The sequence below is a fragment of the Arthrobacter sp. Soil763 genome, from assembly GCF_001428365.1.
Lineage (GTDB): Bacteria > Actinomycetota > Actinomycetes > Actinomycetales > Micrococcaceae > Arthrobacter.
The window spans coordinates 707,467-729,305 of the sequence record NZ_LMSH01000002.1 but is presented as its reverse complement, the minus strand read 5'-3'; the positions used below and the strand labels follow the sequence as shown (position 1 = coordinate 729,305).

At 66.1% G+C, this 21,839-nt stretch carries 18 protein-coding genes; 7 read left to right on the top strand and 11 right to left on the bottom strand.

Annotated features, from left to right (window positions below):
- Positions 1-15 precede the first annotated feature (15 nt).
- A complete protein-coding gene (locus ASG71_RS07005) occupies positions 16-387 on the bottom strand; it encodes a hypothetical protein (RefSeq protein ID WP_056737935.1) in 372 nt (123 codons plus the stop codon).
- 27 nt (positions 388-414) lie between these two features.
- Positions 415-2,343 carry a translational GTPase TypA gene (gene typA, locus ASG71_RS07000; protein ID WP_056737934.1) on the bottom strand — a complete coding sequence of 643 codons (1,929 nt, stop codon included), beginning with the start codon at positions 2,341-2,343 and terminating at the stop codon, positions 415-417.
- A 269-nt stretch (positions 2,344-2,612) separates the two neighbouring features.
- Between typA and ASG71_RS06995 the strand changes: the two genes are divergently transcribed.
- The gene (locus tag ASG71_RS06995) at positions 2,613-3,455 is read left to right on the top strand and encodes an SGNH/GDSL hydrolase family protein (protein ID WP_056737933.1); all 843 of its coding nucleotides are present in this window, start codon (positions 2,613-2,615) and stop codon (positions 3,453-3,455) included.
- A 77-nt stretch (positions 3,456-3,532) separates the two neighbouring features.
- Here ASG71_RS06995 and ASG71_RS06990 read toward each other — a convergent pair whose 3' ends face one another.
- The 5 genes from ASG71_RS06990 to ASG71_RS06970 all read right to left on the bottom strand — a co-directional run bounded on the left by ASG71_RS06990 (position 3,533) and on the right by ASG71_RS06970 (position 11,151).
- The gene (locus ASG71_RS06990) at positions 3,533-5,254 is read right to left on the bottom strand and encodes an ABC transporter ATP-binding protein (protein WP_200947947.1); all 1,722 of its coding nucleotides are present in this window, start codon (positions 5,252-5,254) and stop codon (positions 3,533-3,535) included.
- An 11-nt stretch (positions 5,255-5,265) separates the two neighbouring features.
- Positions 5,266-6,258 (bottom strand): ABC transporter permease, encoded by a 993-nt coding sequence (locus ASG71_RS06985; RefSeq protein ID WP_056737931.1) that lies wholly within the window; start codon positions 6,256-6,258, stop codon positions 5,266-5,268.
- A complete protein-coding gene (locus ASG71_RS06980) occupies positions 6,248-7,177 on the bottom strand; it encodes an ABC transporter permease (RefSeq protein WP_056737930.1) in 930 nt (309 codons plus the stop codon). Before ASG71_RS06980 ends, ASG71_RS06985 begins: the two co-directional genes overlap by 11 nt.
- 214 nt (positions 7,178-7,391) lie before the next feature.
- Positions 7,392-9,029, bottom strand: a complete 1,638-nt coding sequence (locus ASG71_RS06975) for a peptide ABC transporter substrate-binding protein (protein ID WP_056737929.1) — start codon at positions 9,027-9,029, stop codon at positions 7,392-7,394.
- A 280-nt stretch (positions 9,030-9,309) separates the two neighbouring features.
- On the bottom strand, positions 9,310-11,151 hold the full coding sequence (locus ASG71_RS06970; RefSeq protein ID WP_056737928.1) for an ABC transporter ATP-binding protein: 1,842 nt from the start codon (positions 11,149-11,151) through the stop codon (positions 9,310-9,312).
- Positions 11,152-11,230: 79 nt separating this feature from the next.
- On the opposite strand from ASG71_RS06970, the gene ASG71_RS06965 reads away from it, so the two are divergent.
- Positions 11,231-11,854, top strand: a complete 624-nt coding sequence (locus tag ASG71_RS06965) for a PH domain-containing protein (RefSeq protein ID WP_056737927.1) — start codon at positions 11,231-11,233, stop codon at positions 11,852-11,854.
- Positions 11,855-11,884: 30 nt separating this feature from the next.
- Here ASG71_RS06965 and ASG71_RS06960 read toward each other — a convergent pair whose 3' ends face one another.
- From ASG71_RS06960 to ASG71_RS06945, 4 genes are all read right to left on the bottom strand, one after another.
- On the bottom strand, positions 11,885-12,988 hold the full coding sequence (locus ASG71_RS06960; RefSeq protein ID WP_414826649.1) for an ABC transporter permease: 1,104 nt from the start codon (positions 12,986-12,988) through the stop codon (positions 11,885-11,887).
- A complete protein-coding gene (locus ASG71_RS06955) occupies positions 12,985-14,526 on the bottom strand; it encodes an ABC transporter permease (RefSeq protein ID WP_056737925.1) in 1,542 nt (513 codons plus the stop codon). Before ASG71_RS06955 ends, ASG71_RS06960 begins: the two co-directional genes overlap by 4 nt.
- Before the next feature lie 183 nt (positions 14,527-14,709).
- Positions 14,710-16,491, bottom strand: coding sequence for an ABC transporter family substrate-binding protein (locus tag ASG71_RS06950; RefSeq protein ID WP_056737924.1), 1,782 nt, complete (start codon positions 16,489-16,491; stop codon positions 14,710-14,712).
- 333 nt (positions 16,492-16,824) lie between these two features.
- The gene (locus tag ASG71_RS06945; protein ID WP_157366255.1) at positions 16,825-17,346 is read right to left on the bottom strand and encodes an SRPBCC family protein; all 522 of its coding nucleotides are present in this window, start codon (positions 17,344-17,346) and stop codon (positions 16,825-16,827) included.
- An 88-nt stretch (positions 17,347-17,434) separates the two neighbouring features.
- On the opposite strand from ASG71_RS06945, the gene ASG71_RS06940 reads away from it, so the two are divergent.
- The 5 genes from ASG71_RS06940 to ASG71_RS06920 all read left to right on the top strand — a co-directional run bounded on the left by ASG71_RS06940 (position 17,435) and on the right by ASG71_RS06920 (position 21,816).
- On the top strand, positions 17,435-18,577 hold the full coding sequence (locus tag ASG71_RS06940; protein WP_056737922.1) for an ABC transporter permease: 1,143 nt from the start codon (positions 17,435-17,437) through the stop codon (positions 18,575-18,577).
- Positions 18,574-19,305 (top strand): ABC transporter ATP-binding protein, encoded by a 732-nt coding sequence (locus ASG71_RS06935; protein WP_082574928.1) that lies wholly within the window; start codon positions 18,574-18,576, stop codon positions 19,303-19,305. The genes ASG71_RS06940 and ASG71_RS06935 overlap by 4 nt, the downstream gene beginning before the upstream one ends.
- Positions 19,306-19,406: 101 nt before the next feature.
- Positions 19,407-20,003 (top strand): TetR/AcrR family transcriptional regulator, encoded by a 597-nt coding sequence (locus tag ASG71_RS06930; RefSeq protein WP_056737921.1) that lies wholly within the window; start codon positions 19,407-19,409, stop codon positions 20,001-20,003.
- 187 nt (positions 20,004-20,190) lie between these two features.
- Positions 20,191-21,147, top strand: a complete 957-nt coding sequence (locus tag ASG71_RS06925) for an alcohol dehydrogenase catalytic domain-containing protein (protein ID WP_056737920.1) — start codon at positions 20,191-20,193, stop codon at positions 21,145-21,147.
- A 114-nt stretch (positions 21,148-21,261) separates the two neighbouring features.
- Positions 21,262-21,816, top strand: a complete 555-nt coding sequence (locus ASG71_RS06920) for a DUF3090 domain-containing protein (RefSeq protein WP_056737919.1) — start codon at positions 21,262-21,264, stop codon at positions 21,814-21,816.
- Positions 21,817-21,839: the final 23 nt, after the last annotated feature.

The following is a 21,839-nucleotide window of genomic DNA, read 5'->3' as shown; positions in this document are numbered from 1 at the left end:
GCCGGCCGGGGAAGGTCAGGGCCGCCGGTAGCGGCGGCAGTAGACGAGCATGCCGACCGTGACCACGGCGATGCCGTAGATCCAGAGGTTCCCGGCAAGGTCCCCGATGATGAGCCGCCTGCCCGGCGGGAGCGTCGTCCACCACCCGGCCAGCGCGTAGCAGAGGACGCCGCAGGCCGCCGTCGGGAGCAGGGAGCGGAACGCCGCGCCAAGCCAGAGTTCGACGGCGGCGAGCAGCAGCAGCGCCGCGCCAGCGCCCCACGGCACATCGACGCCGGCCACCAGGACCTTCTGGCCGTGCAGGACGGTCCCGGCGAGGGCAGCAAAAAGGGCTGCCGGTACGGCGGCGGCAATGCCGCCTGCCGCACCGGCAGCCCTCCTAGTCACAGCTGGACCGGATTCCGCGGACCGGGATCAGGCCTTTGCGCGGGCGCGGGTGGCCTTGGCACGCTCGTTCGAGTCCAGGATGACCTTGCGGATGCGGATGTCCTCCGGGGTGACCTCGACGCACTCGTCCTCGCGGGCGAACTCGAGGCATTCCTCCAGGGTCAGCTCGCGCGGCGGCGTCAGGTTCTCGAAGGAGTCCGAGGACGCGGCACGCATGTTGGTGAGCTTCTTTTCCTTGGTGATGTTGACGTCCATGTCGTCGGCGCGGGAGTTCTCGCCGACGATCATGCCCTCGTACACCTCGGAGGTGGGCTTGACGAAGAAGGAGCCGCGTTCCTGCAGGTTGATCATGGCGAACGGGGTCACCACACCGGCGCGGTCGGCAACCATCGAACCGTTGGTGCGGTATTCGATCGGGCCGGCCCACGGCTCGTAGCCTTCGGAGATGGAAGCAGCGATGCCGGCGCCACGGGTGTCCGTGAGGAACTTGGTGCGGAAACCGATCAGGCCACGGGCCGGAACAATGAACTCCATGCGGCACCAGCCGGTGCCGTGGTTGGCCATGTTGGTCATGCGGCCCTTGCGGGCGGCCATCAGCTGGGTCACCGCGCCGAGGTACTCTTCCGGCACGTCGATGGTCATGTGTTCCATCGGCTCGTGGATCTTGCCGTCGATGGTCTTGGTGACAACCTGCGGCTTGCCCACGGTCAGCTCGAAGCCTTCACGGCGCATCTGCTCCACCAGGATGGCCAGCGCGAGCTCGCCACGGCCCTGGACTTCCCAGGCATCCGGACGCTCGGTGGGGAGCACCTTGATGGAGACGTTACCGATCAGTTCCTTGTCCAGGCGGTCCTTGACCTGGCGGGCCGTGACCTTGGCGCCCTTGACCTTGCCGGCGAGCGGCGAGGTGTTGATACCGATGGTCATCGAGATCGCGGGGTCATCCACGGTGATCAGCGGCAGCGGCTGCGGGTTCTCAGCGTCAGTCAGGGTCTCACCGATGGTGATCTCCTCGATGCCGGCGACGGCGACAATTTCGCCGGGGCCTGCGGACTCCGCCGGGACGCGCTCGAGGGCCTTGGTGGCGAGCAGCTCGGTGATCTTGACGTTCTTCAGCTCGCCGTTGGCGCGGGCCCAGGCCACGGTCTGGCCCTTGCGCAGGGTGCCGTTGTAGATACGCAGCAGGGCCAGGCGGCCGAGGAACGGGGAGGCGTCTAGGTTGGTGACGTGTGCCTGGAGCACACCCTCCGGGTTGTACGTCGGAGCCGGGATGTGCTCGATGATGGTCTTGAACAGCGGCTCAAGATCCTCGTTCTCCGGAGCGGTGCCGTCAGCGGGCTGCTCGAGGGAGGCGCGGCCGACCTTGGCGGCGGCGTACACGACGGGGACCTCAAGGATCTTGTCCAGATCCAGGTCGGGGACCTCGTCGGCCAGGTCGGAGGCGAGGCCCAGGAGCAGGTCCATGGACTCGTGCACGACCTCTTCGATCCGCGCGTCGGGACGGTCGGTCTTGTTGACCAGCAGGATCACGGGCAGGTGCGCGGCGAGGGCCTTGCGCAGCACGAAACGGGTCTGGGGCAGCGGGCCCTCAGAGGCATCGACGAGCAGGACGACGCCGTCGACCATGGACAGGCCGCGCTCGACCTCGCCGCCGAAGTCGGCGTGGCCGGGGGTGTCGATCACGTTGATCGTGATGGTCTCGCCGTTCGAGGACGGGCCGTTGTAGGCGACAGTGGTGTTCTTCGCCAGGATGGTGATGCCCTTTTCGCGCTCCAGGTCACCGGAGTCCATGACGCGGTCTTCTACGTGGTTGTGCTCGGCAAAGGAATGGGTCTGCTTGAGCATGGCGTCGACCAGGGTGGTCTTGCCGTGGTCAACGTGGGCCACGATCGCTACGTTGCGCAGGTCACTGCGCGATGCAGTGGCTACCGCAGTGTTGGTGGTGGTTTCAGACATGCGTTATTGCTCGATTCAGTGGTGAAGTCAGCTGAGGTATCGCGACATTTCCAACCGGAACGCACGACGGACAAGGCCCTTGGCACAGGGCGCCTTCATTCATTCTAGACGCTCAGGCATTTATCGTCCTAAAATCCCGGACCGCCGGACCCTGCGCCCGTTACCAAATTGGAACGCCGCAGCCGTTTCGGGTGACCAAAATCACTGGCTATTGCCTGGGCGATGCCCCATTATGGCTGGAGTAACTACGAGCACACGGGGAGTCCCACATGCGAAGAGCCCCGAAAATGGCCCGTGCCATCCCGCCCCTTCTCGCCGCAGCCCTCCTGGTGGGCGGCTGCAGCCCGGCGGTGGACTCCGCGGCCCCCGAAAGAACTACGGACCGGGTGCAGGGCGTGGCCGTCGCCGCGGGGGCCGGGACAGGCTCCGGGCAGCCGGCCGCTGCCGGTTCGGCACGCCGGAAGTCTGCGGTCGATCCGGACCGCCTTCCTGCCGGGGCCCTCTACCGGAATCCGGCCAACGGCCGGGACGAAGTCATTGTCGAGGACATCGCGAATACCGCTGTGCTGATCGGCGACTCCCAGTCCGAGCCCGCCAGGAGCTGGACCAGGCTCGCGCTCGGCCGGCTGGGCTACGGGGTCGTGTTCTGCGGCGGCAGCGGCACCGGCTTCGTGGCAGCCAACGGCTCCCGCGGCAACTACATCGATGCCCTCGAGAACGGCGACTGGCATCTGCCGTACGGCGCCCCTCCGGTGGTCGTCATCGAAGGCGGCGGCAACGATGCCACGCGCGGCGCGTCCGACGTCGAGATCACGGAGCACGCCGAACGGCTGATCGAGGCCGTCGAGGAGCGCTACCCGGAAGCCGACGTCGTGATGATCGGGACGCTGGCGCGGGGAGTCCAGGCCGGCGGCGGACGCCGGACGGAGGTCGACTCGCTGCTGGGATCGGTGGCCAAGGAGTACGGGCTGTCCTTCGTCAGTGTGGGCGACTGGCTGACCCGGTACGGCCTGGCCGACCACCTGGCCGATGACCGTCATCTGAACGAGCAAGGCAACGAGGTTGCTGCCGACCTGCTCGAAGAACGCCTCGCGGACCTCGGGCTGATCTAGGCGTCCCCTAACGACAGAAAAGCGGGCCGGCATCCCCTGACGGTGGATGCCGGCCCGCTTCCGCAAGGGCCGTCCGGCTAGGCCGTGGCGGCTTCCGGCGGCAGCATCAGATGCGCCCCCGGGATCGCGTTAAGCAGGGCCTTGGTGTAGTCCTGCCGCGGCGAGTCGAACACCTCGTCCGTGGAACCGGTCTCGACCAGCTTGCCCTTCTCCATCACGCACACATGGTCGGCAATCTGCCGGACGACCGCGAGGTCATGGGTGATGAACAGGTAGGTCAGGCCGAGGCGGGACTGCAGGTCCGCGAGCAGGTTCAGCACCTGCGCCTGGACCAAAACGTCGAGGGCCGAGACGGCCTCGTCGCAGATGATCACCTCGGGATCGAGGGCCAGGGCACGGGCGATGGCTACGCGCTGGCGCTGGCCGCCGGAGAGTTCGTTCGGGTACCGCTGCATGGTGGACTGCGGCAGCGCCACCTGGTCCAGCAACTCCCGGACCTTCTTCTCGCGGCTGGCCTTGTCCCCGATCTTGTGGGTACGCAGCGGCTCTTCGATGGTCCGGAAGATGCTGTACATCGGATCCAGCGAACCGTACGGGTCCTGGAAGATCGGCTGCACCCGGCGCCGGAACGCGAAGATCTCCTTGTTGTTCAGCGTTGAGGTGTCGACGCCGTCGAACACGATCTTGCCCGAGGTGGGCTGCAGCAGGTTCAGGACCATCTGAGCCACGGTGGACTTGCCCGAACCGGACTCCCCCACGATCGCCGTCGTCGTTCCGCGCTTGACGCTGAAGGAGACGTTGTCCACGGCGGTGAAGTCGGTGGAGCGGCCGAACCCGGACCGCAGCTTGAAGACCTTGGTCAGGTTCTCAATCTGCAGCACCTCTTCGGGCATCGACGTTTCGACCGCTACATCTTCGGCCGGGGCCAGGAGGTCGCCGGATTCGACGCCGAGTTCCTTGGCGGCCTGGATGCGCCGGGACGCCAGCGACGGCGCCGAGGCCACCAGCCGCTGGGTGTAGGGGTGCTGCGGGTTCCGCAACAGTTCCAGGGACGGGCCGGACTCGACGACCTGGCCGCGGTACATCACCACGACCTTGTCGGCGCGTTCGGCGGCGAGACCCAGGTCGTGCGTGATCAGCAGCACGGCCGTGCCGAGCTCGGTGGTCATCTTGTCCAGGTGGTCCAGGATCTGCCGCTGCACGGTGACGTCCAGCGCCGACGTCGGCTCATCGGCGATGAGCAGGCGCGGCTGGCAGGAAAGGCCGATGGCGATCAGGGCCCGCTGGCGCATGCCGCCCGAGAACTCGTGCGGGTACTGGTTGGCGCGGCGCGATGCGTCCGGCAGCCCGGCTTCGGACAGCACCTTGGCGACGTCGTCCGGGCCGCTGGGCAGGCCGTTGGCTTTGAGCGTTTCGCGCACCTGGTAGCCGATCTTCCAGACCGGGTTGAGGTTGGACATCGGGTCCTGCGGCACCATGCCGATGCTGTTGCCGCGCAGCTCGATCATCCGCTTCTCCGAGGCGTGGGCAATGTCCTCGCCGTCGAAGAGCACCTGGCCGGCCGCCACCCTGCCGTTGCCCGGCAACAGGCCGATCGCGGCCAGCGCCGTGGTGGACTTGCCGGAGCCGGACTCGCCGACGATCGCGACGGTCTCCCCGGGCATCACGGTCAGGTGGGCGTTGCGGACCGCGTTGACCTCGCCGTTGCTGGTGGTGAAGCTGATCGCCAGGTCCTTGATTTCAAGGAGCGGCCGTTCGGCGGACGCGCCAGCTTCGTGGATTTCGACAGAGGCGTTCATGGCGTCCCCTTTCATCGCTTGCGCGCTTTGGGATCGAGCGCATCGCGCAGGGCGTCGCCCAGCATGATGAAGCTCAGGACGGTGATGGAGAGCGCGATGGCCGGCCAGAGCAGCGGCATCGGGTTGGACCGCAGCGACGCCTGCGCCGCCTGGATGTCATTGCCCCAGGACATGACGCTCGGCGGCAGCCCGATGCCGAGGAACGACAGCGTGGACTCGGCCACGATGAAGGTGCCCAGCGAAATGGTCGCCACGACGATGATCGGCGCCAGCGAGTTCGGCAGCACGTGGCGCAGCAGCGCACCGAACTTGGAGACGCCGAGCGAGCGGGCGGCCGTGACGAAGTCCGCGTTGCGGACCTCGATGACGGCGCCGCGGGTGATGCGGGCGATCTGAGGCCAGCCGAAGGTGACCAGGATCAGTACGAGCGTCCAGGCCGTGCGGTTGGTGCGGAACACGGGCAGCTGCATCATCACGATGGCGCCGAGGATCAGCGGCAACGCGAAGAAGATGTCATTGACCCGGGCCAGGACCGCGTCGACCCAGCCGCCGTAGTAGCCGGCCAGGGCACCCATGATGCCGCCGATCAGCAGCACACCGAGGGTGGTGAACAGGCCGACAGTGACGGAGGAACGGGTACCGAAGATGACCCGGGCGTAGACGTCGCAGCCCTGCTGGGTGAAGCCGAGCGGGTGGCCGGCCGCCGGACCGGCGTCGGAGTTCGCCAGCTGGCACGCCTCGGAGGCCGGGTCGATGCCGGAGAACAGCGAGGGAAAGAGCGAGACGGCGACGACGACGAGGATCAGGAACGCCGAGATCAGGAACAGCGGCTGTCGCCGCAGGTTCTTCCAGGCCTCCCCCCAGAGGCTGAGCGGGGCCTGGTCCTCTTTGACCTTGTCGGTTGCCTGCAGCGGCGTCTCGGCAAAGTCGGCGACGAAGTGTTCGATGTGCCGCCGGGCCGGCGCGGCGGAGCGCTGGTCGGGGGCGATGTTCTCAGGCGTCATAGCGGATCCTTGGGTCAAGCCAGGCGTACAGCAGGTCTACGAGCAGGTTGGACACGACGTAGATCAGCACCAGGACGGTGACGATCGAGACGACCGTGGGGCCCTCGCCCTGCGTGACGGCCCGGTACAGCCGGTTGCCGACGCCGGGCACGTTGAAGATGCCCTCGGTGACGATCGCGCCGCCCATCAGCGCGCCGAGGTCGGCGCCGAGGAAGGTGATGACCGGGATCAGCGAGTTGCGCAGGATGTGTACGCGTACGACGCGGAACCGGGACAGGCCCTTGGCGGTGGCGGTGCGGACGTAGTCCGCGTTCATGTTCTCGATCACGGACGTCCGGGTCAGGCGCAACACGTAGGCGAAGGAGCCCAGGCCCAGCACGATCGCCGGCAGGATCAGGTCCTGCACCGTGGCGGCGGAACTGACCGTCGGTTTCGCCCAGCCAAGCTGGACGCCGATGGTGAACTGCAGCAGGAAGCCGAGGACGAAGATCGGGATGCCGATCACGATCAGCGAGGCGACGAGGACGGTTCCGTCGAAGAACTTGCCCTTACGCAGGCCGGCGATCAGGCCGAAGATGATGCCGAAGACGGCCTCGAAGATCAGGGCCATGACGGCCAGGCGTGCGGTGACCGGGAAAACTTCGCCCAGCACGGCGGCGATCGGACGTCCGGAGAAGTCCTGGCCGAGGTCGAAGGTGAAGATGCCCTTGAGGTAGAGCAGGTATTGGATCCAGAACGGCTGGTCCAGGTGGTACTGCTCGCGCAGCCGCGCGGCGACGGCCTCGTTGACCGGCTTGTCGCCGAAGAGGGCCACGATGGGGTCGCCGGGCAGGCTGAAGACCAGGAAATAGACCAGCAGCGTGGCACCGAGGAAGACCGGGATCAGCTGCAGGAAACGCTTGAGGATGTAGGTCGCCATCAGCGAAGGACACCCCCGTCAGCAGGCATCCTGTCCAAGGATGCGGCGGAGTTGTTCATCAAAGAACCTTTTCACTATGGTTTGCAGCCCCCCGCCGGTGCGGTCACGGCGGTCCGGCTGCGGAGTACACCGGCCGGAGCGGGTGCCTAGAAATGGGTGGAAGCAAAACAACGGCGGGGGCCCCAACCAGGCAGCCCCCGCCGTTGTTCAGTTATTACTTACCGGAGATGTTGTAGTACAGCGGAACACCGTTCCAGCCGTAGTCAACGTTGGTGACCTTGTCGCTCCAGCCGCCCTGGGCAACCTGGTACCACAGCGGGATGGCCGGAAGGTCGGTCAGGAGGATTTCCTGGGCCTTGTTCATGGCCTTGTTGCCTTCGCTGACCGAGGAGGCGGCGAGGCCGTCGGAGATGGCCTTGTCGAATGCCGGGTTGGCGTAGCGTGCGTCGTTGGAGCCGGCACCGGTCTTGTAAATCGGGCCAAGGAAGTTGTACAGCGACGGGTAGTCGGCCTGCCAGCCGGCGCGGATCGAGCCGGTGAGGGTGCCTGCGGTGGCGTCGTTGCGGGCTTCCTTGAAGGTGGCGTACGGCTTGCCTTCGACCTTGATGCCGAGGGTGTTCTTCAGCTGGTTCACGACGGCTTCAACCCAGGCCTTGTGGCCGCCCTTGTCGGCGTTGTAGGCGATGGTGAAGGTCTTGTTCGCATCCCACTTCTGAATGGCGTCGGCCTTGGCCCAGGTGGCCTTGGCCTTCTCGGCGTCGAACTTCAGGTTCTCGGAACCCGGGATCGAGTCGCTGTAGCCGTCCAGTACGGGAGCGGTGAAGTCCTTCGCGGGCTGGCGGGCGCCGCTGAAGATGACCTTGGTGATCTCATCGCGGTTGATGGCCATGGAGAGGGCCTGGCGGCGCAGCTTGCCGGCTTCGCCGCTCCACTCCGGCAGGTATTCCGGAATCGCGATGGTCTGGTTGCCGGCGTACGGCTTGTTGATGGTGCGGTCACCGAGGTCGGACTTGAAGTTCTTCAGCGCGCTCGTGGGGATGGTCTGCAGGATGTCCAGGTTGTTGGACAGCAGGTCCTGGTACGCGGCGTCGTCGTTCTGGAAGATCTTGAACGTCACGCCGGCGTTCTTGGCCTTGCGCGGGCCGTTGTACTCCGGGTTCGGGACGAGCTGGATCTGCACGTTGTGCTGCCAGCCGCCGTCGGCCAGCTTGTACGGGCCGTTGCCGACCGGCTTCTCGCCGAAGCCCTTCGGATCCTTCAGGGCACCGGAGGGAACCGGCACGAAGGCGCTGTAGCCGAGGCGCAGCGGCCAGTCGGATTCGGGCTGCTTCAGTTCAACGGTGAAGGTCAGGTCGTCAACGACCTTGAGGCCGGACATGGTCTCGACCTTGGATCCTTCGGCGCTGGCCTCGTCGTAACCCTTGATGCTTTCGAAGAAGCTGCCGCTGAGCTGGGCGTTCTTCGCAGCCGCACCGAAGTTCCAGGAATCCACGAAGGTCTTGGCGGTGATCGCCTCGCCGTTGGTGAACTTCTGGTCCTTCTTGAGCTTGATGGTGAAGTTCTTGCCGTCCTTGCCCTCGATGGACTCGGCCAGTTCGTTCACGGGCTTGCCGCTGGGGTCGTAGCTGACCAGGCCGGCGAAGATCAGGTCGATGACCTTGCCGCCGCCAACTTCGTTGGTGTCGGCCGGCATGAGCGGGCGCTGGGGCTCGGAACCGTCAGCGATGATGACCTTGCTGGCGCCGCCGCCGGTGCTGCCGCCGGCGGTCGAACCGCCGCCACCGCAGCCGGTAAGGGCGAGAGCGGCGATTGCCATGACGCCCAATGCTTTGGAAGTGCGCGAAAAACGCATTCCGCCTCCTATGAGTTGTGGGAGTTCGTGCGGGAAAGACTTATGCTTCCCGGCAGGCCCGGGCACAGGGATGCCCTGTGACGTGGCCTACATATGGAAGTAGCCTAACCGCAAGGAGTCCGAATAATGGAACTCCGTTGCCAAACCGTGACTCGACAACTCCGTGACGGCTAGCGTCAATCGAAACGCATTTCAAGTCATACGTTACTCGCTGGTATTATTCGCTCGATCACACCTCCGGGTTACAGTCCATTAACCGAAAATCGGGGCTCTGGCCGCGTCAGCTGGCGCCCGAGAGGAGCTGGGCGCGCAGCTCCCGGCGCTCCCGCTGCTTCTCCGGATCGGGCAGCGGAACGGCGGCCAGGAGCCGCTGGGTGTAGGGCTCCTGCGGGTTGCGCAGGATCTGGTCGCGGGTGCCCTGCTCCACGATCCGGCCGCGCTGCATCACGCAGATGCGGTCGGCGAGCACGTCGACGACGGCGAGGTCGTGGGTGACGAACAGGCAGGCAAAACCAAGCTCCTTCTGCAGGTTCTGGAAGAGTTCGAGCACCTTGGCCTGGACCGAGACGTCCAGGGCCGACGTCGGTTCGTCCGCCACCATCAGCTTCGGTTTCAGCGACAGCGCCCGGGCGATGCCGACGCGCTGCTTCTGCCCGCCGGAAAGCTCGTGCGGGTACCGGTTGCGGTAGTCGCGCGGCAGTTCGACCTGGTCCAGCAGCGCCTCGATCCGCGACTGCAGTTCGGCGCCCTTGGCCACTCCGGCGAGGAACATCGGTTCACCGATGCTCTCGCCGATCGGCAGCCGGGGGTTCAGCGAGGACGAGGGATCCTGGAAGACCATGCCGACGTGCCGGCGCATTTCGTGCAGCTGCCGGCCGTTCTTCTTGGCGGCGGAGATGTCCTGCCCCACCACCTTCATGGTGCCGGCGGCCACCGGCAGCAGTCCGACGGCGGCACGCCCGATGGTGGTCTTGCCGGACCCCGACTCCCCCACGAGGCCCACGACCTGCCCCGGGTAGATCGCGAGGTTGGCTCCTTCCACGGCGCGGAAGGCAGGAACCCGGCCCTGCTTGGGGTATTCGATCGCGACGTCGGTCAGTTCCAGCACCGGCTCGCCTTGCTCCTTCGCCGCGGTGCTTGCCGCGCTGGCGGCCGCGGCCAGCGCAGCGGCGTTTTCGCGTTCCCGCCGCAGCAGCTCGGACCGCGGTACCGCGTCCAGGTCGGCGTGGGTGGCGGCTGCGAGGGCGGCGGTGACATCAACGTCGTCATCGTTGGCCGCGCCGCCCTGACCCAGGTGCGGGACGGCGGCCAGGAGCGCCCTGGTGTATTCGTGCTGCGGGTTGTGGAAAATTTCCGCGGCGGTTCCGGTTTCGACAATGAGTCCACGGCGCATGACGGCGATCCGGTCGGCAAGGTCGGCCACGACGCCCATGTCGTGGGTGATGAGCACGATCGCGCTGTCGAGCTTGTTGCGCAGGTTGCGCATGAGGTCGAGGATTTCGGCCTGGACGGTGACGTCAAGCGCCGTCGTGGGTTCGTCCGCGATCAGCAGCTTGGGGTCGCAGGAGAGCGACTGGGCGATCATGGCCCGCTGGCGCTGGCCGCCGGAGAGCTGGTGCGGGTAGGACTTGTAGGCCTTCTCCGGATCCGGCAGCTCCACGAGTTCGAGCATCCGGAGCGCGCGTTCGCGGGCCTGGTCCGGCGAGACCTCGTTGTGCAGCCGGATGGTTTCCACGATCTGTGCGCCGACGGTGTAGACCGGGTTCAGCGCCGTCATCGGCTCCTGGAAGATGACCGCGACGTCCTTGCCGCGGACCGAACGGATGTTCGCCTCGTTGCCGCCGAGCAGCTCCTGGCCGGCGAGCTTGACGCTGCCGCTGACCCGGCTGTTGCTGGGCAGCAGGCCCAGGAGGGCCATCGAGCTGGCGCTCTTGCCGGAGCCGGACTCCCCCACGATCGCCAGCACCTCGCCGGCGCGCACCTCGTAGTTCAGGCCGATGGCCGCCGGAACCCACTTCTTGTCCACGCCGAAATCGACGCTCAGGTCACGGACCTCCAGGACGGTGGCACCCTTGCCGGGCGCGGGGGCCGGGGCCGGGTCCAGGGTGATGAAGTCAGTCATGATGGATTTTTCCTTCCGCCCGAGCCGCCGCCGCACCGGTGATTAGTGCTGGAACTCGGAATACTGAATTATGGGGGGCATGAGCACTGTGCCCTCTGCCGGAAACGTCGAAGTCTTCAAGGCCCGCACGAACAAATGGTTCGCCTGGCTGGCCTGGGCCGTGGCCGCCGTCGGCCTGGTGGTGACGGTCGCCTCGGCCGGCGTCGCGGCACTGCCGACCACGGCGCCGCTGCTGCTGCTCGCACTGCTGGGCTGGCAGTTCTTCTGGATGCCCGCCGTCGTCGTGCACGACGGCGGCGTCACCCTGGAGAACCCGTTCCGCTCCGTCCTGGTGCCGTGGGCCGCCCTGGTGCACGTCGACACCCGGTACGCCCTGACGCTGGTGACGGCAGAACGCAGCTACGCGGCCTGGGCCGCACCGGCCCCCGGTATCTGGGGCGGGCGCAACGCCCGTCCCGAGGACCTGCACGGCCTGCCGGACACCAGCTACGGCCCGGGCAGGTCGGTCCGCCCGGGTGACCTCAAGACCACCGATTCCGGCCAGGCCGCCCAACTGGTGCGCACGCGCTGGCGGGACCTGGTCGAAAGCGGTGCGTTGGACACCGGCGACGGCGCCGCCGGCCTGGTGCGTCCGCGCTGGGCAGTCGTCGCCGGCGACCTGCTGCTGCTGGCCGCCAGCTACTGGGCGGTGGCCGCCGCGTAGCCGGCGGCCGAAGTCAGGGCAGCACCGCATTTAGCGGTCCCCGGGTCCGTCGAGCGCGGTGACCGGGGCAGGTTCCGGCTTCCGTTCGGCGTCCTTGGCCTTCTTGGCGTTGAACTTCTTCTGCCGCGGGTCGAAGGCGTCACGCAGGCCGTCGCCGATGAAGTTGATGCTCAGGCAGATCAGCACGATGAACAGGCCGGGGAACCAGAACAGCCAGGGCCGGGTGGAGAAGGCCTGCTGGTTCTGCGAGATGAGCAGGCCCAGGGAGGTGTCCGGGGCCTTAACCCCGACGCCGAGGAAGCTCAGCGCCGTCTCGGTGAGGATGGCCGCGGACATGGTCAGCGTGACGTTGACGATCAGCACGCCGACGGCGTTGGGCAGGATGTGCTTGAAGATGATCCGGGCGTTGCTGGCCCCGGAGATCCGTGCGGCGTCCACGAACTCCCGCTCGCGCAGCGAGAGGAACTCGCCGCGCATCAGGCGGGCCAGGCTGACCCAGCTGATCAAGCCCAGGAAGATCCCCAGGGCCAGCACGCCGTTGGTGCTGGCGAAGGCGGAGAACCAGCTGCCCGAGTCGCGCCGGCCGGCCATCTGCGCCATCACGGCGGCCAGCAGGAGCGCGGGAATGATGATGATGACGTCGGTCAGGCGCATCAGGATGGCCTCGGCCCAGCCGCGGAAGTAGCCGGAAACCGCGCCGACGACGACGCCGATCAGGCCGGCGATGAGGCCGATGACGATCATGACGGTGATGGACTGCTGCGCCCCGCGCATGGTCATGGCGAACAGGTCGCGGCCGATCCGGTCCTGGCCGAAGGGGTGCTCGCCCCAGGCCAGCGGCCACAGCGACGAGGTCGGTGCGCCGTCGTTGACCAGCGGGGATACCTGCTCGTGGTTGTACTTCCACCAGCCCGGGATGCCGAGGTAGCCGACCGAGGTGAAGGCCAGGATGAAGATGAACGCAAACACGACCAGGCCAATAATGGCGCCGGAGTGCCCGAGGAAGCGTTTTCGGACGATCTGGCCCTGGCTCAGGCCTTTGGCCTCGAGGACGGGCTCGATCCCGGCGGCGGGCGGCTGGGGCAGGGCGGCCTCTTCGGCCATGATTTCGTCTTGCTGGCTTGGCTGGCTCATGCTTTTACCCTTACGCGCGGATCAAGTGCGGAGTAGGCGAGGTCCGCGATGAGGTTGAACACCATGGCGGTGATGGCGACACACAGGAAGACACCCATGACGGGGTTCGGGTCGACGTGGGAGATGCCGTCCAGGAAGAGGAAGCCCATGCCCCGGACGGAGAAGACCGATTCGGTGATGACTGCGCCGCCGATCAGGCCGCCGATGTCGAAGGCGACGATCGTCGCGATCGGGATCAGCGCGTTGCGGAACGCGTGGCGCATGACGACGGTCCGTTCCGTCAGGCCCTTGGCCCGGGCGGTCCGGATGTAGTCCATGTTCATGATTTCCAGCATCGAGGCGCGGGTGAACCGGGTGTAGCTGGCCAGCGAGATCAGGATCAGGGCCAGGGTCGGCAGGATCAGGTGGGTGAACGTGTCCAGTCCGAGGACCCAGAAGTCGCCTTCGATATTCGGCGTGCTCGCCCCGATCGTGGCGATCGGGCGGCCGCGGACCCTGCTGTTGTTGAAGTAGCTGGGCCAGGCCTGCATGAAGCGGTCCAGCAGCACCATGAAGCCGACGAGGAACGAGGTGATGGCCGCGGCGCGCATGGACTGCCCGCGGTCGTAGCCGCCCACCAGGTAGCCGATGCCCAGGCCGACCAGGACGGTTGCGACGCCGAGGAGCACGATCATCAGGAACGTTGCCTGGTCCAGCAGGGGCTGGACGACGAAGTATAGGACCACGCCGACGCCGACGGCGATCAGCGAGGACTGCAGGGCCTTGCGGTTCTTCAGCCCGGCGGTCAGCAGGGTGACGGCGAAGGCGAGGCCAACGCCGGCGATCGCGATCAGCACCGGTCCCAGACCGGGGGTCTTGAACCATTCGGTGGCGGAAAAGTAGATGAGGATGGCTGCCACGAACAGGAACACGACGCCGCCGGCGAGGACGCGGCGCTTGAGCTCCCCGCCGACCGCCACCGCGATCACCGCGCCGAGGACGAGGCCGATGCCGATGGCGGTTGCCAGCGGTATCTCGGGATTCCGCAGGAAGTTGTTGAAGCCGATGGCGCCGAATTCCTTGAGCAGGACGGCGACCCAGAAGATCGGCAGGGAGAAGAACAGGAAGGCCATGAACGTCACGCCGTAGTCGAGGGCGCTGTACTGGCGCAGGGCTGTGATGATGCCCAGGGTGATGCCGATCAGGATGGCGAGGACCGTGGCGCCGGTGACCAGGGTCAGGGTCTGGACCAGGGCGTGGCCGAGGGCGTCCGTGACGGGCTGGCCGACGATGTTCTTGCCGAGATCACAGGTGCCGGCGAAGGGGACGAGGCACTGGGCCGCACCGCCGAGCCACTTGAAGTAGCGCAGCGGCGGGGGGACGTCCAGCTGCAGGAGTTCGGTGCGGGCGTCCATCAGTTGCTGCTTGTTGGCGGCATTGATGGCGCGGTATTCCTCGAGGGGATCGCCTGACGCCGCTGTCAGGAGGTACACCAGGAAGGATGCGCCGAGAAGAATGAGGGCGGCAGTCAGAAGCCGCCGGACTATGTAGGTCACCATGGGGAATAGAACCTCGGTATTCGGGCCCAGGGATCGCCCGGACCGGTCGCAGAGTTAGGCCGGATCCCCCGGTTGATGCGGCCGCGCCATGCATCGCCGGGGAGGGTCGCTAGAAAGGCGTCGGGACCGTAAAGCCGTGGTCCCGACGCCTTCAGCTAGCTAAGTGTCACTTGCGGTGGCGGGCTACTTCTGAGCCCACTCCCAGAAGTTCCACCAGACACCGGTCTGGTTCGGCATGTACTTCACGCCGGTGATGCGGTCGCTGTACGCGTCCACACCCACTGCCTGGAACAGCGGCAGGCCGTAGGCGGAGGCCCAGATCTTCTTATCGATCTGCTGGATGAGGTCATCCTGCTTGGCCTTGTCGGTGGTGACGATGAGCTCTTCCATCAGCTTGTCGGCTTCCGGGTCGCTGAACTTGTTGAAGTTCGAGTCGTTGCCGGACTTGAAGATCTGCGGCACGCCGGAGACGCCGACGCCCGAGTTGATCCAGCCGAAGATGGTGGCGTCGTAGCTGCCGTCACCGAGGGCCTTGCCCCAGTCGGACTTGCCGAGGCCGCCGTCGACGACCTTGAAGCCTGCCTTGCCGGCGGACTCGCGGATCAGGGAGAAGGCGTCAACACGGTTGGGGTTGTCCTTGTTGTACATGATGCGGACCGACGGCGTGGCACCGTTGAGCAGCTTCTTGGCGCCCTCGATGTCAACATCCTGGTAGGCGGAAGAACCGTTGTCCTTGACGGAGTCGGCGTACTTGGCCTGGTCCGGGACGAAGAGCTGGGAGTCCAGCGGCTTGGCGTTTTCGTCAAGCTTCTTCACGATCTTGTCCACGATGTCCTTGCGCGGAACCGTCTTCATGAAGGCTTCGCGGACGTTCTTGTCAGCGAACGGGCCGCTGTAGTTCAGGTCGATGTGGTCGTAGGAGAGCTGGTTGCCCACCTCGACCGTGACGCCCTGGCTTTCGAGGGCCTTGAGCTGCTCCACCGTGTCGGCGGAGGCCTGCGGGGCGATGATGTCGGCTTCGCCGTTCTTCAGCGCCTGGACCTGGGCGGGAGCCTCACCGATGTAGCGGACGGTGATTTCGTCGAGCTTGGCTTCCGGGCCCCAGTTGTAGTCCTTGTTCTTGACCATGGTCAGGGACTGGTCCTGGTTCATCGCCTTGACGACGTAAGGGCCGTTGGAGAGGAAGAGGCTCGGATCGGCCGGCAGCGTCTTGGTGTCGAAGCCGGTGTTCCACATGTCCGCCATGGCCTTGAGCTGCTTGTTGGCAGGCTTCGGGCTCTTGGCGTCGCCGCGCGGCATGCCCTTGATCATGTCAACGAACGCCTTGGCGTCGGCCAGGCCGGCCTTCTTGGCGAGGACGTGAGCCGGGATGTCGATGCCGGGGCCGCCGAGGGCGATCTCCCAGTCGGCGAACGGCTTCGAGTACTTCAGGGTGATGGAGCGGTTGTCGTCGCCGAGTTCAGGGAAGTCGGTGAGGGCCAGGCCGGTCGGGTCGCCTGCGTAGGAGAAGTAGGTCGTACCCTTCTTGCCCTCTGCGTCGGCGTCGTTGTAGTAGCCGGAGAACGCCGCCCACTGCAGCACCAGGTCGGCTGCCGAGACGGGGGTGCCGTCGGACCACTTAACGCCGTCGTTGATGGTGTACTTCACCGTCAGCGGGTTGTCTGAGACCTTTTCCATCTTGCCGAACTTTTCGTTGCGTACAACGTTCAGCTTGTTGTCGATGTAGAAGAACCCGGAGTGGGTGGCGTAGCTGACCTTGGAGTTGATGTCAGTGTTGCCATCGGCGGTGTTGGGGTTGAACGTGTTGAACGCGTTCACCTCCACGACTGTTGCCGATCCGCCTGATTTGGCTGCTGCCGCTGCGGACGACGGGGTTGACCCGCCACTGTTGCCCGCGCAAGCGCTCAGTGCGAGTGCTGCTGCTGCCGCGACCCCCACTGCTTTGGAAATACGACCGAATCGCATTCCGCCTCCTTGTTTCTGTGGTGTGGATGAGACCGGCGCCAACGGCACCAGAAGGACGTCCACACTCCCCCAGCGGCAGTGTGGTGCGTCTCACATGGCATGAAGCGTAAACCCCCGGCAGGGCGGAAGGGCACGAAAGTTGACCGTGAATAAAGTTCGTTATCGAGCTGCAACAATTGGTGCGGGACGGCGACTTAATTTACCTAAATTCATTGACGGATGACGGACACCAAGATAAAAGCGCCAGGCATCAAAACCCCGCCATCCCTGAGAATTGGATGATTTCGAGTTAATCGGCCATTACCGGTCGGCCGGCCAGGATGCAGCGTCGCCCTAAGTCCGCTCCGCCATCCGCTTGATTGCGATGATCGCCCCCGACCACATGCCGCGCATGTCGTCGGCCCACTCGTCGGGCACCTCAAGCTCTACAACGAGTGTCGTCACGCCGCCGGCCTGGCTGAATGTGTAATTTTCGTGGAGTCCGGCGGCCGGTCCCCCACGGTTCTCGGCGCCGTTCTCGATACTGCCCAAATAGCGGATTGACACGAACTCGTGGGGCCGGTTTTCAACGACGGTACCTAAGAGGCCGCCCAAGGTTCCGACGTCGTCCGGGCCGAGGAAACGGATCTCGTCACCCTCGTTCCAACCGCCCTGATAGGTCGATCCCTCGCGGAAGGTACTGGCCCACTCCCGGTAGGTGTCGAGACCGAGCATGACATTCCAGACGTGCTGCGCGGGAGCGTCGACATCGACGCTGAATCGAAGAGTCTCCATGGTGATTTTGGGCAGGGGCACCGCGGCGGCGCAAGACCATCCGAAGGCCAATTCGCCGGCGGCAGGGCGGGAATTTGCCACCTCCGCGCTTTGCTGACATGCTGTCAGAAAGATGCTGACAGCGCGTCAGCATCTCTTTCCACTTACTCCACCCAACCTAGGACCCCCAATGTTCCTTGCACTCCGCGAACTGATCTTCGCGCGTGGCCGCTTCAGCCTGATGGGCGGTGTCATCGCCCTTATCGCCGTCCTGATGGTGATGCTCTCCGGCCTGTCCTCAGGCCTCGTCAACGATGGCGTGTCCGGCCTCAAGTCGATGCCCGTGACCGCCTTCGCCTTCGACCAGGGCACGAAAACCGACAACGCATTTTCCCGCTCCGTGATCGATGACCAACAGCTCAACGCCTGGCGCGGCACGGCCGGCGTGGCCGCGGCGGAGAAGATGGGCGTTGGCATGGCCAATGCCACCACCGATTCCGGCAAGCAGATCGACCTCACGCTTTTCGGCGTCGAGCCCGGATCCTTCCTGGAACCGTCCCGCTCTGCCGGCACCGCCCTCGGGGCCGCTGACGGCATTGTCGTGTCTTCGACCGCAAAGGCTGAAGGCATCGACCTCGGCACGGTCGTGACCCTGGACCGGATCGGCACGAAACTCAAGGTTGTCGGCTTCACCGAAGGTCAGGCCACGTTCGGGCACGTCGACGTCGCCTACCTGCCCTTGAAAACCTGGCAGCTGATCGCCTCCGGCCAGGCCGCCCCCGGCACACCGAGCAGCGCGCAGTTGTCCGCGCTCAGCTTTGATACCGCCAGCGTCGTGGCCGTCCAGGCGGAACCCGGCACCAAGCTGGATCTTGCCGCCGGCGACACGACGGCCGGGACGTCCAGCAAGTCCCTGTCCGCCGCCTTCAACGCGTCGCCGGGCTACGAGGCCGAGACCATGACCCTGAGCATGATCCAGGTGTTCCTCTACGCGATCTGCGCTCTCGTGGTCGGCGCGTTCTTCACCGTCTGGACGATCCAGCGCAAGCACGAAATCTCCGTACTGCGGGCCATCGGAGCTTCAACGAGCTACCTGCTGCGGGACGGGCTGGCCCAGGCCGCCATCCTGCTGGTGGGCTTTACCGCGCTGGGCGTGGCCGCCGGCCTCGGGCTCGGTGCCGCCATGCCCGACGCCATGCCGTTCGCGCTTGAGGCCGCACCGATCGCCATCGCCACCGCCCTCACCATTGGACTGGGCCTGATCGGCGCCGCCGTGGCCGTGGTGCGCATTTCCCGCATCGACCCGCTCAACGCCCTTGGAGGACAGCGATGACCAACCCCACGTTCACGTCAGCCGGCGCCCGCACCGCCGACGCACCCGGACCCGCCGGCCTGTCCATCCGCCACGCAGTGATGGAACTCGGCGACGGTGACACCAAGGTGAAGGCCCTGGACGACGTCAGCCTCGACGTTGCCCCGGGGGAATTTCTGGCCATCGTCGGGCCGTCCGGGTCCGGCAAATCCTCACTGCTCGCCGTCGCCGGCGCCCTCGCCTCCCCGGATTCCGGAACGGTCAGCATCAACGGCCAGGATCTCTCCCAGTTGAGCCGGGGCAAACGCGCCGCGTTCCGGCTGGCGAACATTGGCTTCGTTTTTCAGTCCGGCAACCTCATCCCGGCGCTCACGGCGGCGGACCAGCTCCGGCTGGTCAACCGGCTCGCGGGCGGACCGAAGAATTTCGACCCGGCCGTCTTGCTGGAATCCGTTGGCATGGCCCACCGTGCCGCCAACCGCCCCGCACAGCTCTCCGGCGGCGAACGGCAACGCGTCGGCATCGCGCGGGCACTCGTCTCCGGGGCGAAACTCCTCCTCGTGGATGAACCGACCGCTTCCCTGGACCGGGCCCGCAGCCGCGAAGTCGTGGAACTGCTCGCCCGGCAAAGCCACGAGCACGGCGTCGCCACAGTCATGGTGACCCACGACCACGATGTCCTCGGCTACTGCGACCGCGTCGCCGAGATGGTCGATGGCCGCCTGGGAGCCCCTGCCCCGGTGCGCTAGCCTCCACGCTTCGGGTACGACGACGGCGGCCTGCCCAGCGGGCCGCCGTCTCGCGCCGTATTCTTGAAGCTCAGGCCAACTCAGCATCAAAGGATCCCGCAATGCCCAGAATCAGTGCAGCCACCGTCGCGGAACACCGCGCCGCACAGGAGCGCGCACTGCTGGATGCTGCCCACGAACTGCTGCAGGAAACGTCGGAAGCGCCGACCATGGCCGAGGTGGCCGTGCGGGCAGGGCTTTCAAGGCCCAGCGTTTACCAGTACTTCGATTCCCGGCAGGACCTGCTCCAGGCCCTGGTCCGTGACATTTTCCCGCGCTGGACCGAGCGCGTCACCGGCGCCATGGCGGATGCCCCCACCGAGGCGGACCGGATCCTTGCCTACGCGACGGCCAACGTTGACCTGGTCGCCGAAGGAGCACACGCCGTTGGAGCAGCGCTGGCTGCACTGGCTCCCGGCGCCGAACTCGACGAGCAGGCCACCCGGATGCACCGCCAGCTGCAGGAACCGCTGATTGCGACACTCACCGACCTCGGGGTTGCGGACGCCGAGTCAGTCGCCGAGATGATCAACGCCGTCGTCCACGCCGGCACCCGCATGCTCGAATCCGGTCAAACAGTGGCGCAGGTACACGCCCACCTCAAGACACTGCTCGGCCCCTTCGCGGCAGAGCGCCAGGCCGCCGAAGCCGGGCGGTAGTTCAGCCGCAGTGCACACCGGACGGGGCGGATCACCCGCTCCGCTCGACTCTCTTCCGCCGTTCCAGGCCTCTTGCGGGGCCTCCATGAGCCTCGTCACACTGGGGGGCATATGCCAGCATCACAGGCGTAGGCTGAAAATGCATGCAAATACATGCACTCGGAATCGGACCTAAGGAGATGCCCCCATGAAGGCATGGCAGTTCACCGGCACCAACAACCCGCTCGAGCTCAACGAAGTGCCCGAACCGACCGCCGGCCCGGGCCAGGTCGTGGTCGGCGTGAAGGCTGCCGGAGTGTGCCACTCTGACGTCACCGCTCTCGACGACGCCGGCTGGATGCCGTTGTTTCCGGCGCTGCCGCGCACCATGGGCCACGAGAACGCCGGCATCATCACTGAAGTCGGCGACGGCATGGAGCACTGGAAGGTCGGCGACCGGGTGGGCCTCTCCCCCGTGATGAGCGATGGTGATGCCCTCGGCTACGGCAAATGGGACGGAGGGTTCGCCCCGAAACTGCTCGCCACCGACGACAACTTGGTAAGACTCCCCGACGAGGTGCCCTTTGACCTCGGCGCCATGGCCACGGATGCCGGACTCACCTCGTACCACGCAATCATGGCCGTGGGCGGGGCCAAGGCAGGCATGAAGGTCGGTGTCATCGGCCTGGGCGGCCTTGGCTATATCGGCGCCCGCGTTGCCGTCCTGGCCGGCGCGGAGGTTTACGGCGCGGAAGTTAACCCCGAGACCCAGAAGCTGGCCGACGAAATCGGCCTGGCCGGTGTGGCCGATTCCATCACCGCATTCAAGGACAAGAAGCTCGACCTGATTGTCGACTATGCCGGCTTCGGCACAACGACCGCGGACGCGATTGAGACCCTGGCCGAGTTCGGCACCCTGGTCCAGGTAGGCATGGGTCGCCTCGAATCGACCATCAACACCTATCCCCTGATCGTCAACCAGCTCTCCATCAAGGGATCCAAGTCCGGCACCAAGGAAGACCTGGAGCAGCTCTACGCGCTCATGAAGTCGGGCGAGTTGAACCCGCCGATGAACCTGATCACGCAGGCGGACATCCCGGACGCCATCGCCAAGCTCCGCAAGGGCGGCGTGGTTGGCCGCTTCATCGCCCTGTACGAGGACTAACAAGGTCCGGACGCGCCCACAAAGCGGCAGCGGGCGACGGGCCGACCATGCCCCTCGTCGCGTTGCCGCGGCGCAAGCAGGGCGCCCCGACCCCAGTGTGCCTAAAATATTGACATGCCTTCCCGTGTTCACGAGTTCGACTGGCCTGATCGGGTCGTCGTTGGCACTATCGGCGTTCCGGGGTCGCGGACGTTCTACCTGCAGGTGCGGGCCGGGGCCAAGGTCGTCAGCGTTGCAATGGAGAAGCAGCAGTCCGCTCTGCTCGCCGAGAAGATCGACGAGATTCTCGACCAGCTCAGCACGGTCGAGGGCAACCCTTTCAGCGTTCCCGCGGGTACTCCCCTTGAACTTGTCGACAACGACCCGCTTGAGGCCGTCCAGGAGCAGTTTCGCGTCGGCGCAATGAGTTTGGGCTGGGACCCGACGACGGTCCAGGTCGTCATTGAGGCCCAACCCATCACTGATGTCGAGGCTGATGAGGACGACGGGTCACTGGACCAGGACGGCGCCGGGGACTCCGAAATGCTGCTGGTGCGGATTCCTGTCGGTACCGCCCGGGCCTTCGCCCAGCGAACCCGCGAAATTGTGGGCGCCGGGCGTCCGACGTGCCCGCTGTGCGGTTACCCGGTCGACCCCGACGGGCACATCTGCACCCTTCCCGGGGACTGACGCCGGCACCATCCCGGAGATCG